This is a genomic window from Flavobacterium tibetense, from assembly GCF_003293845.1.
In the GTDB taxonomy this organism is placed as follows: domain Bacteria; phylum Bacteroidota; class Bacteroidia; order Flavobacteriales; family Flavobacteriaceae; genus Flavobacterium; species Flavobacterium tibetense.
Genome location: NZ_QLST01000001.1, coordinates 88,291 through 103,080 on the forward strand (window position 1 = coordinate 88,291; position 14,790 = coordinate 103,080).

A 14,790-nucleotide genomic window follows, 5' to 3' on the forward strand; every position below is an offset into this window, starting at 1 on the left:
TCAAAAAAAACAATAAATTAACAAAAAAAAATATTTTTTAACTTTTTTGCTTTATAAAATAATTAATTAATAGCTTTTTAATTTCTATAAATTTATATTTACGAAAAAAACAACAACCCATGGTTTTAAGTAGATTTTGGTTGGCCATTTTTGTGTCATCAATTGTGTTTATTGTTGGAGGACTTTTTACTTCTTACAACTATTCTATCGATTATGTTTTGAACGGGAAAAAAGGGGATCCCATGCAAGTAGACGAACAATATTTGCAAAATCTTCCCGCTTTTATTCAAGATAGTATTCAAAAATCGCCTGAAAAGACTTTTGTTTTGAACCAAGTGACTTCTGATGCTGACACCACTTACGTCTACAAAAATCAGTCGGTTAAGATTTATAGTGGTGTGCAAGCCTCTGATGGTTTGTTGCCAACATGTAAAAGCAGTTTGTTTGATATTATTCTTCCATTAATAGCCTATTTAGCTTTTTTCTGTGGTCTCATGGAATTGCTTATAATTTCTGGTGCTGCTGAGCGATTGGCAACTAAATTGAGTCCGGCTTTTTCAAAAGTATTTCCTTCGGTTCCAAAGAATCATGAGTCGATTTCCTATATGACTTTAAATTTTGCTGCCAATTTCTTAGGATTAGACTCAGCTGCAACACCATTTGGTTTAAAAGCGATGCAAAGTTTGCAAGAAATTAATCCCGATAAAGACAAAGCTAGTGATGCACAAATCATGTTTATGTGTTTGCATGCTGCTGGTTTAACTTTAATTCCAACATCAATTATTGGTTACAGAGCAGCTGAAAATGCTGCTAATCCAGCGGATGTCATGTTGCCTTGTATTATTACTTCATTCATTGGAACTATTGCTGCTTTTATTTTGGTAGGAATCAAACAACGTATCAATTTTAAAAGTGCTTCCTTAGTTGTTGCTTTAATGACGGTTATTGGTGGAATTGTTGGATTATTATTTTACGTGAATAGTTTGGATTTAATTGGAAAAAATCATTTTACTTCCAATTTATCTGGATTGATGTTGGTATTTATTATTGGTTTTACCTTGGTATTTTCATTTATTAACGAAAAGAAATTCGTAGCTAGTAAAACTACCATATTTGATGCCTTTGTAACAGGAGCCAATAATGGTTTACAAACTGGAGTAAAGATTTTTCCTTATGTATTGGGAATGCTTGTTGCGATTTCGTTGTTTAGAAATAGCGGTTTGTTTGAAATGATTACACATGGAATTTCCTTTGTGTTTTCTCATATGGGTGTTGCTAAAGAGATTACAGATTCGCTTCCTGTTGCTATGCTGCGTCCTTTTAGTTCAGGTGGTTCTCGAGGTTTTATGATTGACGCCATGCGAACTTACGGGCCTGATTCCTTCACAGGAAGACTAAGTTGTATTTTCCAATGTAGCGCCGAAACCACTTTCTATGTTATTGCCGTTTATTTTGGTTCGGTAAATATTAAAAATACGCGTTATACTTTAGGAATGATGCTTTTAGTAGATTTAATTTGTGTAATTACAGCGGTTTTAGTAGCTAGTTGGTTTTTTTAAGAGATGAGTTTTTTTGAAGATATTTTTGTTGGGATAGGTCAAGAAATCTTTTACAGTTCATTCAAATGGATTGGTATATCAATTAAATGGATGTTTAATTTAGGTAAAAAACCAATAAGTGAAATTAGGAAGGAGAATTGGAATACTAGAATTGGTTTTATAGTTTTTTTAGTTCTAATAGGATTAATCATTTATTTTGTAAACTAAACATACAAGATTATTAAAATCTTGAGGTTTAAAAAAACAAAAATCCTTAACTTTACCCTTCAAAACAAACAACATTATGGACTTTATATACCAAGACCCGTATCCCATTCTTAAAGACGATACACCATACAAAAAATTAACTTCCGATTACGTAAAAGTTGAGCAATTAGGCGATAGAGAAATTTTAGTAGTTGATCCAAAAGGTCTAGAATTACTAGCTGAAGAAGCAATGTTTGATGTATCCTTTATGTTGCGAACCAAACATTTACAAAGTTTGCAAAACATCATTGATGATCCTGAAGCAACCGATAACGACCGATTTGTAGCTTATAATTTATTACAAAATGCTGCCGTTGCCGTTGAAGGTCAATTGCCTTCTTGTCAAGATACTGGAACGGCTATCGTAATGGCGAAAAAAGGGGAAAATGTGTTCACGGGTGCTGATGATGCAGAATGTTTATCTCGAGGAATTTTCAATACGTACCAAAAGAAAAACTTACGTTATTCGCAAATTGTGCCTATTTCGATGTTTGAAGAAAAGAATTCAGGTTCGAATCTTCCAGCGCAAATTGATATTTATGCCAAAAAAGGAGCATCGTATGAATTTTTGTTTTTAGCAAAAGGCGGCGGCTCGGCAAACAAAACATTTTTATACCAACAAACCAAATCGTTATTGAATGAAAAATCAATGACAGAATTTGTAAAAACGAAAATCAAAGATTTAGGAACATCGGCTTGTCCGCCTTATCATTTGGCTTTGGTTATTGGTGGAACTTCTGCGGAAGCTAATTTAGCGGCTGTTAAAAAAGCATCAGCGGGTTATTACGATCATTTGCCAACCACTGGAAATATGGCCGGTCAAGCGTTTCGCGATTTGGAATGGGAAGAAAAAGTGAAACAAATCTGCCATGAAAGTGGAATTGGCGCTCAATTTGGTGGGAAATATTTTGTGCATGATGTTCGTGTGATTCGTTTGCCTCGACATGCGGCTTCTTGTCCGGTTGGATTAGGTGTTTCTTGTTCGGCGGATAGAAATATTAAAGGAAAAATTACCAAAGATGGAATTTTCTTGGAGCAATTAGAAACCAATCCAAAACAATTTTTACCAGAAGTGGCACCACATTTAGAGCCAGCTATTGAAGTTGATTTAAACCGTCCAATGGCTGAAATCTTGGCAGAATTAACGAAATATCCAATCAAAACACGTTTGAAATTAAACGGAACCGTGATTGTAGCTCGAGATATTGCGCATGCCAAAATCAAAGAATTATTAGATGCTGGAAAACCAATGCCAGAGTATTTCAAAAACCATCCAGTTTATTATGCAGGACCAGCGAAAACTCCAGAAGGAATGCCATCAGGAAGTTTTGGACCAACCACCGCAGGAAGAATGGACGTTTATGTAGACGAATTCCAAGCGGCTGGCGGAAGCATGATTATGTTAGCCAAAGGAAACCGAAGCAAACAAGTTATGGATGCGTGCAACAAATACGGCGGATTCTATTTAGGTTCGATTGGTGGACCTGCTGCAATTTTAGCTAAAGAAAACATCTTATCGGTTGAAGTAGTAGATTTCCCAGAATTAGGAATGGAAGCAGTAAGAAAAATTGAAGTAAAAGATTTCCCTGCTTTTATTATTACGGATGATAAAGGGAATGACTTTTTTATGAATCTGTAGAGTATTAAGATTGAAGAATTAAGTATTAAGACAAACCTGTAAGTTGAAAGACTTGCAGGTTTTTTGCTTATTTAATTTTATAAATCTGTTAAGGAATTAAATGAAGTATTTTTATAAACCACAAAATATTATAATTTTTTAGGGTTTAAACCACAGTAAATTATATTTATGAAAAATTTCCCAGCTTTTATTATTACGGATGATAAAGGAAGTGACTTTTTTATGAATCTTTAGTTGAAGAAAATAGAGATTAGAAGTTAGAAAATAGACAAACCTGTGAGTGGAAAGACTTGCAGGTTTTTTATTTGATGATTATAGAATTTGTCATAATTAATGTCTGATCTAAACCTTCATCAGTTAAATTACCAGTTACCAAAATTTCTTTCTTTTCTAATAATTGTACTTCATCTGATTTGTTATCAAAAAGCACAATAATTTTCCTTTTTATTCCTTTATATAGTATTTCTGCTGATAAATAATAATGTCCACCATCCGCTCCATTAGATAAAACATTATATTCTGAAAATTTAAGTTGAAAAATCATTATACAATACTTTACTCCACAAACAAAACCAATCCTTTCAAATAATGACCTTCTGGATGATAAATATTTGTTGGGTGATCGGGTCCTTGTTCTAATTTGTGTAAAACTCTAATGTTTCTTCCCGTTTCTATGGCTGCTGCTGCAACAGTGTTGTAAAATAAAACATCGTCAATAACTTGAGAACACGAGAACGTGAATAAAATTCCGTTTGGTGCTAAGGCTTTTAATCCTGCTATATTTAAACGTTTGTAGGCTTGCGTTGCGGTGTGCTTGCTTTTGATACTTTTTGCAAATGCTGGCGGATCCAATACAATCACATCATAAATTTGGTGGTTTTCTTTCATGAAGTTGAACACATCATCAGCTACTGCCTTATGATTGGCATTTGGATAATTTAACTCCATATTACTGGCGGCTAAATCCACGGCTTTTTGAGAAATATCTACCGAAGTTACTAATTCGGCTCCAGCACTCATGGCGTAAATGGAAAATCCGCCTGTGTAACAAAAGGTGTTTAGTACTTTTTTGCCTTTTGAGAATTCGCCTAATAATTTACGGTTTTCGCGTTGGTCTAAGAAGAAACCTGTTTTTTGACCTTCTACCCAATTTACTGAAAACAAAATATTGTTCTCTCTAGCAACCGCTTCTGCTTTGTTTCCAAATAAGAAATAATCGGTTCCTGTGTTCGGTAAAGTTCCTGAGCTTTTGCAATAAATGGTTTCGCAATAGTCTGGAAAATTTGATTTTATAGCTTCAGCGATTTGCTCCATTTGAAGAAAAACACCTGTTGAGTGTGCTTGAATTACCCAATTTTTATCGTAGTAATCAATAATTAATCCCGAAATGCCATCGCCTTCTCCGTGAATGACACGGAACGCATTGGTTACTTCTAGATTCAATATTTTCAAACGTAATTCCCAAGCGGATTGTAATTTTTTGTTCCAAAAGTTTTCAGAAAAAGTTTCATCGCCGAAAGTCAAAATACGAACTACGATACTTCCTTTATCACTAAAATATCCTGTTCCTAAATGTTGGTTTTTCGAATCAACTACATCTACCACTTCACCATCGTTTATTTCGCGACTCACGCCATAAACCGCGCCACTGAAAATCCAAGGATGACGACGTTGTATAGATTTTTCTTTACCTGATTTTAGAATTACTTTTGGTAAACTCATTTTCTTTAAAATATATAAAAACCTGACAGGTCTCTGAAACCCGTCAGGTTTAAAATTATAAACTCTTTTATTAATCGATTTTCATTTCTGGAATTTCTCCTTCAATAATTAATTCCGCCTCTGTTGCTTTGATGATGTCTTGCACTGAAACGCCTGGCGCTCTTTCTAACAATTTGAAACCTTTTGGAGTTACTTCAAGTACCGCTAATTCAGTTACTACTTTTTTCACACAACCAACTCCAGTTAGTGGAAGCGAACATTTTTTAAGAATTTTTGATTCGCCAGCTTTATTCACATGCATCATAGCTACGATAATATTTTCAGCTGAAGCTACTAAATCCATTGCACCACCCATTCCTTTTACCATTTTTCCTGGGATTTTCCAGTTGGCAATATCGCCATTTTCAGAAACTTCCATGGCACCAAGAATTGTTAAATCTACTTTTTGGGCACGAATCATTCCAAAACTAAAAGCCGAATCAAAGAAACTTGCTCCAGGTAAAGTCGTAATGGTTTGTTTTCCAGCGTTGATAATGTCAGCATCTTCTTCTCCTTCGAAAGGAAACGGACCCATTCCTAAAACTCCATTTTCCGATTGAAATTCTACCGAAATATCCGTGCGAACATAATTGGCAACTAAAGTAGGTATTCCGATTCCTAAGTTTACATAGTAACCATCTTTTACTTCTTGTGCAATTCGTTTTGCGATTTGATTTTTATCTAATGCCATGATTAACTTCTTTGTCTAACAGTTCTTTGCTCAATTCTTTTTTCAAATTTCTCACCTTGAAAAATATGGTTTACCATAATTCCTGGGATGTGAATTTCGTTTGGATCTAATGTTCCTGCTGGAACTAGTTCTTCTACTTCGGCAATCGTAATTTTAGCTGCTCCCGCCATTGGTGCATTGAAATTACGAGCGGTTCCTTTGAAAATTAAGTTTCCTGCTTCGTCGCCTTTCCATGCTTTTACAATGGAGAAATCAGCTTTGAAAGCGTATTCTAAAACGTGCATTTTTCCATTGAATTCTCGCACCTCTTTTCCTTCAGCTACTTCAGTTCCGTAACCTGCAGGTGTAAAGAAAGCCGGAATTCCCGCTTGAGCTGCTCTGCATTTTTCTGCCAATGTTCCTTGTGGCGTTAGTTCTACTTCCAATTCGCCTGAAAGCATTTGACGTTCGAATTCTGCATTTTCTCCTACGTAAGAAGAAATCATTTTTTTGATTTGACGTTTTTGCAATAGTAATCCCAAACCAAAATCGTCAACTCCAGCGTTGTTTGAAATACAAGTTAAGTTGGTTACATTTTTACGTACCAATTCAGCAATACTATTTTCAGGAATACCACACAATCCGAAACCACCAAGCATGATAGTCATTCCGTCTTGAATTCCGTCTAAAGCTTCTTGTACGTTATTTACTTTTCTAGAAATCATTTTTTTATGGTTTAAAGTCAAATTGATCTAAATCGGGTTGGTCTTCATCAATAGAATCTTTTTCTATTGGTTTCCAACAATCCACTTGAATATTTATTTTTTCCGGTCTTTCAAAAGCTTGTTTGGATACCGTTAAGGTTTCATCGTTATAACATTTTTGCATGAAAAGTCCCCAAATAGGTAATGCCATTGTAGCTCCTTGTCCGTAAAGAGTTTGTCTAAAATGTGCAGCCCTATCATCATTTCCTACCCAAATTCCAGTGGCTAAATTGGGAACCATTCCAATAAACCATCCATCGGAATTGTTTTGAGATGTTCCAGTTTTACCAGCAATTGGGTTGGAGAATGAATATTTGTATTGGGTTAAACCACTAACACCACCCCAGCGCAAACGTTGACCAGTTCCTGATTCGGTTACACCTTCTAATAATTTTACGATTGCGTAAGCAACATCTTTATTCATTACATCTTTACTTTCAGGAATGAATTGCTGCAGTACTACACCGTTTTTATCTACAATTTTAGTGATAAATGAAGGTTTTATAAATACTCCTTGATTAGCAAATGTACTAAAAGCACCCACCATTTCACTTACAGTAATATCTACTGCACCAAGTGCAATTGCAGGTTGTTCTGGAATTTTTGTAGTAACTCCTAATTCTTTGGCTAAATCAATTACTGCATTAGGTCCAACTCTGTCCATTAATTTTGCTGAAACGGTATTTATGGAGTTGGCAAGCGCATTTTTCATGGTAACCATCCCTTTAAATTCACCAGTGGAGTTTCTGGGTGACCAAGCAGCATCAATATTCCATTTTCCTTTTGGCATAGTAAACGGCGCGTCAATAATGGAATCACATGGTGACATTCCTAATTGTTCAATAGCAGTGGCATACACAAAAGGTTTGAAAGTAGAACCGACTTGTCGTGCTCCTTGACCCACGTGATCGTATTGGAAATATTTGTAATCGATTCCGCCAACCCAAACTTTGATATGTCCCGTTTGTGGTTCCATAGCCATCATACCAGTTTGTAAAAAGTGTTTGTAGTAAATGATAGAATCTCTAGGAGTCATTATCGTGTCTCTTTCGCCTTTCCAAGTAAAGATCTTCATATTTCTTTTTACTTCAAAAGATTTGATGATTTCTTCTTCTGATTTTCCTTCATCTTTCAATAAACGCCATCTTTCAGAAGCTTTCATCGCTCTTGAAATAATAGATTCAGTTTCTGCATCAGAAATATTTACAAAAGGAGCGTTTTTTCTTCCTTTAGCTAAATCGAAGAATTTTGCCTGTAATAATGTTAAATGCTCTTGAACAGCTTCTTCCGCATATTGTTGCATTTTAGAATCAATGGTTGTGTATATTTTTAAACCATCACGATAAATATCATATTCTGTTCCGTCTTCTTTTTTGTTTTCTTTCACCCATTTTTTCATGAAGTCTCTCAAGTATTCTCTAAAATAGGTAGCACTCCCTTGACTATGACTTTCGGGTTTAAAATCTAAAACAACTGGTTTTACTTTTAATTGTTCTTTTTCAGCTTCGGTAAGAAATCCGTTTTTAACCATTTGATCATAAACCGTATTTCTTCTGTTGAAAACCTTTTCTTTTCTCTTCTCCCTTGCTGGATTATACAAAGAAGGATTCTTTAACATCCCAACGAAAACAGCTGCTTCTTCTATAGTTAAATCTTTAGGTTCTTTGTTAAAATAGATTTTAGATGCCGAACGAATTCCTACTGCACCATTAACAAAATCCACTTCATTGAAATACATAGCAATGATCTCCTTTTTGGTATATTGACGTTCTAAACGAACAGCAATAATCCATTCTTTTATTTTTTGAATGACACGGTAAACAATGTTTTTTGAGCCATCTGCACCATGAAACAAGTTTTTTGCCAATTGCTGTGAAACGGTACTTGCTCCTCCACCTTTTCCTAGTTTCACTACTGCGCGTAAAGTTCCACGAGCGTCAATTCCTGAATGCTCGTAAAAACGTTCGTCTTCAGTAGCAATTAAAGCGTTAACTAAATGTTCTGGAAGGTCATCGAATTTAACAGGTACACGGTTTTCGGCATAAAATTTACCAATAATTTCTCCATCAGAAGAGATAATTTCTGTGGCAATATTAGAATCTGGATTTTCTAGTTTTTCAAAACTTGGCATTTCTCCAAATAATCCCCAAGAAGCAAATAAAAATAAAAGGATTATACCAATTATACTGTAAACAAATGCTTTCCAAAACCAACGAACTTGCTTAGAAAAGTTGGTATTTTCTGTTTTTTTTGTTGCCATAAATTAGTTTGTTTTTTCGATTCTAAAACCTACTTCTGTTACTCCGTTTAATTCCAAATCGCCTGAAACATCTCCTGTTTTTCTTAAAGCTTGCGATATTTTTACCGAGTAAGTTCCCGCTTTATTGAATTTAAAATTTTCTTGGTACCACAATTTACTTTCTTTCACATCTGAAAAACCTTCGCCCATTAGTTTTCCATCAGGAAAAGCCATGTCGTATTCTAATGTATCTATTTTTACCAAACTATCTGGTTGCGTAAGCGCCACAATTACATATAAATTGTTGTACGGATAATCATTATTGTTTCTAATATTCAAAAACAAATTATAAGGATTGATGGTGTCGTTTTGTTCAAAAACAAATTGAACAGCATCCTTTTTTTTCCAGGAACCATCTAGTTTTCGATATTCATCGAATACACGTTTTTCATCGCAGGAAATAAACAGCAATGAAATTCCTATTGCAAATAATAAATCACTCTTTTTTAGGCGCATTTTTTTTATTAATTGTAGCGGGTTTGCGACGTTTTTTGTTTTTATTTGGTTTTCCTTTTGGCTTGTCAAAACGTGTTAAGCTGTCTTGACCAACCGCATTTTGGAAATTCTTTTCAATTTCTTTTGTTATTTCAACCGCATAATCTTCAATTGCAGCTATCTTTCTACTTTGCTTGTTTTCTGCTAAAATTTCCTTCACTTGGCTTACCGTTAATACATGCCAAAGTGCCGATTGATTTTCATAAGAAAACCACATTAGCTCTTTAAAAATATCCACTTTTTGGCAAACGGCTGTTCCTTTGTCGGTATGTAATTTGGTGTCCATACTTGGAAAATCTTTCAGCGCATCCAAATACGTATCCAATTCATAATTCAAACAACATTTTAATTTACCACATTGTCCGGCTAATTTTTGTGGATTAAGCGATAATTGTTGGTAACGAGCTGCCGCAGTATTCACACTTCTAAAATCAGTTAACCAAGTGGAACAACATAACTCTCTTCCACAAGAACCAATTCCACCCAAACGAGCAGCTTCTTGACGGAAACCTACTTGTTTCATTTCAATTCTTGTGCTGAATTCGCGCGCAAAATCTTTAATCAATTGACGGAAATCCACACGTTCGTTCGCCGTATAATAAAAAGTAACTTTCGAATTGTCACCTTGCACTTCCACATCAGAAATTTTCATTTCCAATTTTAGAGCTATGGCTATTTCTCTTGCTTTAACTTTTATGGTTTCTTCTTTATTTCTTGCGGTACTCCAAATATCAATATCTTTTTGAGAAGCTTTTCTGTAGACTTTTGGTAATTCGCCCAAATGATCCACTGCTTTTTTCTTCATTTGAATTTTTACCAATTCACCAGCCAAACTTATAATTCCCACATCGTGTCCTGGAGAAGCCTCAGTAGCTACAATGTCACCAATTGACAACGATAATTTTTCGGTATTTCTAAAAAATTCTTTTCTTCCGTTTTTGAATCGAACTTCTACACAGTCGAAAGGCTCTTGACCGCTTGGTAAAGACATATTGGCTAACCAATCAAAAACCGTTAATTTATTGCAGCTTCCGGTGCCACAACTCCCATTATTATTACATCCTTTTGGAACTCCATCTGTGGTTCCTGTGGAACAATTTGTACATGCCATAATTTCAAATATATGTTGATTGTCCGAAAAGCGGACTACGTTTCTAAAATGTTTTTGTGTGTAAAGATATTATTTTTTTACTAAAGGTTTACGCTTTAGATTGCAAACTTCAGCAAAAACAAAAACCTATTTCATTTAAAAACGAAATAGGTTGGTTTATAGTATTGTAAAACAAAAAATTAGGTTTCTTTTACAGTAATAATATGCACCGGACAAGCTTTTGCAGCCAATTCACAATTTTCTACAATAGTGTGGTCTGCTGATTTTAAAGTGTGAAACCCTTTGGCGTCAACCGATTTTATTAATACTGATTTTCCGTCTTTTTTTGACATTTGAAATTGTGCAGGTGCCATTTCCACACAGTAATTACACCCAATGCATTTATCTCTTTGAAGCGTAATAATGACCATTAGTTTTCAACAATTTTATACATTTTGTCCGATAAACGAATGCGGAAAGGCACTTTTAAAGTACAACTATCTCCTTTGGTTGCTTTTTCAGAAGTGGCATCATTCACGAAAAAATCTTCTAAAATTAATTCTTGCGCTCCAGTTGACGGACCTGTAATTAAAATTTTATCGCCTTTTTTGATATCGTAAGCTTCGATTTTGAATTCGGCTATGCTTGATTTAGGAAAATAATGCACTCCTTTACCAACATATACTTTTTTCTGAGTGGCATTAGAACCTGGGTTATCTGACCATTCGCCTAATTTTTGTCCCAAATAATAACCGCTCCAAAAACCACGATTATAAACGGTTGCCAAAGCTTCCATCCAAGTATTGATTTTTTCTTTCGTAAACGTTCCTTCGTAATACGAATCGATAGCTTCGCGATAGGTTTTGATAACCGTTGCCACATAATCAGCTGCTCGTCCACGACCTTCAATTTTTAGAACTTTGATTCCGGAATCAATTACTTGATCAAGAAAATCTAACGTACATAAATCTTTTGGCGACATCATGTATTCGTTATCGATTTCAATTTCAAAACCTGATTCTTGGTCAATTACGGTATATTTTTTACGGCAATTTTGTTTGCAAGCACCACGATTGGCAGATGAATTATGCGAATGTAAACTCAAATAACATTTTCCTGAAACCGCCATACACAAAGCGCCGTGACCAAAGATTTCAATTTCTACCAAATTACCACTTGGCCCTTTTATTTGCTCTTTTTCAATATCATCGGTGATTTTTTTCACTTGACGTAAACTCAACTCGCGAGACAATACAATCGTATCTGCAAACATCGCGTAAAATTTTACCGTTTCAATATTAGTTACATTCAATTGCGTAGAAATATGCACTTCCATTCCCATTGTGCGAGCTGTCATAATCACCGCTTGGTCCGATGCGATAACGGCTGTGATTCCAGCTTCTTTGGCTTTGGTTAAAAGTGTTTTTACAATCGACAAGTCATGATCGTAAATAATCGTATTTAATGTTAGATAAGTTCTAACGTTTTTTTCGTTGCAACGACGGGCAATTTCTGGTAAATCGTCTAAAACGAAATTTACTGTTGCACGAGCGCGCATATTCAATTGCTCCACACCAAAATAAATGGAATCGCAACCATTGTCTAATGCCGCTTGCATGGATTCGAAATTTCCTGCAGGTGCCATTAATTCTATCCTTCCCGAAGTTGTCATTAGCTAATAATTTTAAATAATTTATCAGATAATCGTACTCGGAAAGGCACTTCAAAAGTTACTTTATCTCCAACTTTCGCAGATGAATTTTCACTTCCGTTTACTAACATTTTTTCTAAAACTAATTCTTGGTTTCCAGTTGTTGGTCCAGAAATTAAAATTTTATCACCAACATTTAATTCTTGATTTTCTATAACGAAAAGTCCCACTTGTGCTTTTACATAATAATGTTCGGCTTTACCAAGTAACACTTTTTTTACTTTTATTTTCTGACGAATGTCTTTCGTTTTCTCAACTACAGCCAAAGGTTTGTCAGACAATTCTCCTGAATGTTTGAATTTCAAATTTTCTGATTTTCCTTTTCTGAATACTTTATTTCCGACTTGTTTTCCACGACGTAATTTTACTTGCTCGGCTAATGGTAAATGCGTGATTTCTAAACATTCGGTAGAACAACAATTTTCCATTGCGGCTTTACATTCGTCACATTGAATGAACAATAAATGGCAACCGTCGTTCAGACAATTGGTATGATTATCGCACGGTTTTCCACATTGGTGGCATTGCGAAACGATATCATCGGTAATTCTTTCACCTAATCTGTGGTCAAAAACGAAGTTCTTTCCGATGAATTTGCTTTCCAAGTTTTCTTCTTTGATTTGCTTGGCATAATTGATAATTCCGCCTTCCAATTGGAATACATTTTTAAAACCTTGGTGTTTGAAATAAGCTGATGCCTTCTCGCAACGAATTCCGCCAGTGCAATACATCACCAAGTTTTTATCTTCTTTAAAATCTTTTAATTGCTCGTTGATAATTGGTAACGATTCACGAAAAGTTTCAACATCAGGAGTGATTGCGCCTTTAAAATGACCAATTTCACTTTCGTAGTGATTCCTGAAATCTACTACAATGGTGTTTGGGTCTTCTAATATTTGGTTAAACTCTTTGGCTTTTAAATGCACACCGATATTGGTTACGTCAAAAGTTTCATCGTTCAAACCATCGGCTACAATTTTATCACGAACTTTTACGGTTAGTTTTAAAAACGAATGATCATCATGTTCTACGGCTACATTCAAACGAATGCCACGCATGAAATCATACGCTTCTAAAGTTTCGCGAAAAGCTTCAAAGTTTTCTGCTGGAACACTCATTTGAGCATTGATTCCTTCTTTGGCTACATAAGTTCGACCAAGAGCATCAAGTTTGTTCCATTCGATAAATAAATCGTCGCGAAATTTTTTGGGATCTTCAATTTTGGCATACGCATAGAAAGACAAGGTTAATCGTTGTTTACCTGCTAAATCAATTAGCTCTTTTCTTTCTTCTGCGCTTAAGGTGTTGTACAGTTGCATGCTATAAACGTTTAAGTGAGAAATATGTTATGAATTCTAAATGGAAGAATTCGAGGGCAAAGGTAATAAAATTGATTAAAAATCAAATATTTAAAAAGGATAGAAAACATATTAACAATTTTTGGAGCAATTGAAAAAAAATGTATTTTTACAGAAAAGAATTGTAATCAATTTAAAGCCAAATATTATGAGTTCAGACAAAGAAGCAAAATTAAAAGCCTTACAACTAACATTAGACAAACTTGACAAAACGTACGGAAAAGGAACGGTAATGAAACTGGGCGATAGCGCTGTTGAAGAAGTTGAAGCTATTCCTTCGGGTTCATTGGGAATTGATTTAGCCCTAGGTGTAAATGGTTATCCAAGAGGAAGGATTATTGAAATCTACGGACCAGAATCGTCAGGTAAAACTACGTTAACATTACACGCCATAGCAGAAGCTCAAAAGGCAGGAGGAATCGCAGCATTTATTGATGCGGAACACGCATTTGATCGTTTTTATGCTGAGAAATTAGGTATCGATATCGACAATTTAATCATTTCACAACCGGATAACGGTGAACAAGCATTAGAAATTGCCGAAAGTTTAATCCGTTCGGGAGCGGTTGATATTGTGGTAATTGACTCAGTTGCTGCTTTAACGCCAAAAAGTGAAATTGAAGGTGATATGGGTGATTCTAAAATGGGGTTACACGCACGTTTGATGTCGCAAGCGTTGAGAAAATTAACAGGAACCATTCACAAAACGAACTGTACCGTGTTTTTTATTAACCAATTACGTGATAAAATTGGAGTGATGTTTGGAAGTCCAGAAACAACAACTGGTGGAAATGCATTGAAATTTTATGCTTCGGTTCGTATTGACATTCGTAAGTCTACTCAAATCAAAGATGGAGATAATGTTATTGGAAATAGAACCAAAGTAAAAGTCGTTAAAAACAAAGTAGCACCACCGTTTAGAACGGCAGAATTTGATGTAATGTATGGTGAAGGAATTTCAAAAGTAGGTGAAGTATTAGACTTAGCAGTAGAATTTGAAATTATAAAGAAAAGCGGTTCTTGGTTCAGTTATGGTGAAACCAAATTAGGACAAGGAAGAGATGCTGTTAAAGCTTTGATAAAAGACAATCCAGAATTGATGGATGAATTGGAACAAAAAATCAAAGAAACCATAAAAGAAAATAACGCATAACAATGAATCCCGAAAAATTTCGGGATTTTTTTATACCTTAACGCA

Annotated in this window: 13 protein-coding genes; 3 read left to right on the top strand and 10 right to left on the bottom strand. The window is 35.0% G+C overall.

Annotated elements, in window-relative coordinates; all coding sequences use genetic code 11:
* Positions 1 to 119: 119 nt before the first annotated feature.
* Together DPN68_RS00440 and DPN68_RS00450 are read left to right on the top strand one after the other, a co-directional pair.
* The gene (locus tag DPN68_RS00440; RefSeq protein WP_113987617.1) at positions 120 to 1,559 is read left to right on the top strand and encodes a nucleoside recognition domain-containing protein; all 1,440 of its coding nucleotides are present in this window, start codon (positions 120 to 122) and stop codon (positions 1,557 to 1,559) included.
* A gap of 283 nt (positions 1,560 to 1,842) precedes the next feature.
* Positions 1,843 to 3,444, top strand: coding sequence for a fumarate hydratase (locus tag DPN68_RS00450; RefSeq protein ID WP_113987619.1), 1,602 nt, complete (start codon positions 1,843 to 1,845; stop codon positions 3,442 to 3,444).
* Positions 3,445 to 3,745: 301 nt separating this feature from the next.
* Here the strand turns inward: DPN68_RS00450 and DPN68_RS00455 are convergent, their stop codons facing one another.
* From DPN68_RS00455 to trhO, 10 genes are all read right to left on the bottom strand, one after another.
* Positions 3,746 to 3,988 carry a hypothetical protein gene (locus tag DPN68_RS00455; protein ID WP_113987620.1) on the bottom strand — a complete coding sequence of 81 codons (243 nt, stop codon included), beginning with the start codon at positions 3,986 to 3,988 and terminating at the stop codon, positions 3,746 to 3,748.
* A gap of 11 nt (positions 3,989 to 3,999) precedes the next feature.
* Positions 4,000 to 5,166 (bottom strand): class I SAM-dependent rRNA methyltransferase, encoded by a 1,167-nt coding sequence (locus DPN68_RS00460; RefSeq protein ID WP_113987621.1) that lies wholly within the window; start codon positions 5,164 to 5,166, stop codon positions 4,000 to 4,002.
* A gap of 70 nt (positions 5,167 to 5,236) precedes the next feature.
* Positions 5,237 to 5,896 (bottom strand): CoA transferase subunit B, encoded by a 660-nt coding sequence (locus DPN68_RS00465; RefSeq protein WP_113987622.1) that lies wholly within the window; start codon positions 5,894 to 5,896, stop codon positions 5,237 to 5,239.
* A 2-nt stretch (positions 5,897 to 5,898) separates the two neighbouring features.
* Positions 5,899 to 6,600: a CoA transferase subunit A gene (locus tag DPN68_RS00470; protein WP_113987623.1), complete on the bottom strand. Its 702-nt coding sequence runs from the start codon at positions 6,598 to 6,600 to the stop codon at positions 5,899 to 5,901.
* Between the two features lie 4 nt (positions 6,601 to 6,604).
* Positions 6,605 to 8,899 carry a penicillin-binding protein 1A gene (locus DPN68_RS00475; RefSeq protein ID WP_113987624.1) on the bottom strand — a complete coding sequence of 765 codons (2,295 nt, stop codon included), beginning with the start codon at positions 8,897 to 8,899 and terminating at the stop codon, positions 6,605 to 6,607.
* A gap of 3 nt (positions 8,900 to 8,902) precedes the next feature.
* Complete coding sequence (locus DPN68_RS00480; protein ID WP_113987625.1) at positions 8,903 to 9,394, bottom strand: gliding motility lipoprotein GldH; 492 nt, start codon at positions 9,392 to 9,394, stop codon at positions 8,903 to 8,905.
* Positions 9,375 to 10,544 carry a PSP1 domain-containing protein gene (locus DPN68_RS00485; RefSeq protein ID WP_113987626.1) on the bottom strand — a complete coding sequence of 390 codons (1,170 nt, stop codon included), beginning with the start codon at positions 10,542 to 10,544 and terminating at the stop codon, positions 9,375 to 9,377. Before DPN68_RS00485 ends, DPN68_RS00480 begins: the two co-directional genes overlap by 20 nt.
* A 179-nt stretch (positions 10,545 to 10,723) precedes the next feature.
* On the bottom strand, positions 10,724 to 10,954 hold the full coding sequence (locus DPN68_RS00490; RefSeq protein WP_113987627.1) for a ferredoxin: 231 nt from the start codon (positions 10,952 to 10,954) through the stop codon (positions 10,724 to 10,726).
* Complete coding sequence (locus DPN68_RS00495) at positions 10,954 to 12,195, bottom strand: peptidase U32 family protein (RefSeq protein WP_113987628.1); 1,242 nt, start codon at positions 12,193 to 12,195, stop codon at positions 10,954 to 10,956. Before DPN68_RS00495 ends, DPN68_RS00490 begins: the two co-directional genes overlap by 1 nt.
* A complete protein-coding gene (gene trhO / locus DPN68_RS00500; protein WP_113987629.1) occupies positions 12,195 to 13,553 on the bottom strand; it encodes an oxygen-dependent tRNA uridine(34) hydroxylase TrhO in 1,359 nt (452 codons plus the stop codon). The genes DPN68_RS00495 and trhO overlap by 1 nt, the downstream gene beginning before the upstream one ends.
* A 187-nt stretch (positions 13,554 to 13,740) precedes the next feature.
* Here trhO and recA point away from each other — a divergent pair, with 187 nt between their 5' ends.
* Positions 13,741 to 14,745: a recombinase RecA gene (gene recA / locus DPN68_RS00505; protein ID WP_113987848.1), complete on the top strand. Its 1,005-nt coding sequence runs from the start codon at positions 13,741 to 13,743 to the stop codon at positions 14,743 to 14,745.
* Positions 14,746 to 14,790 lie beyond the last annotated feature (45 nt).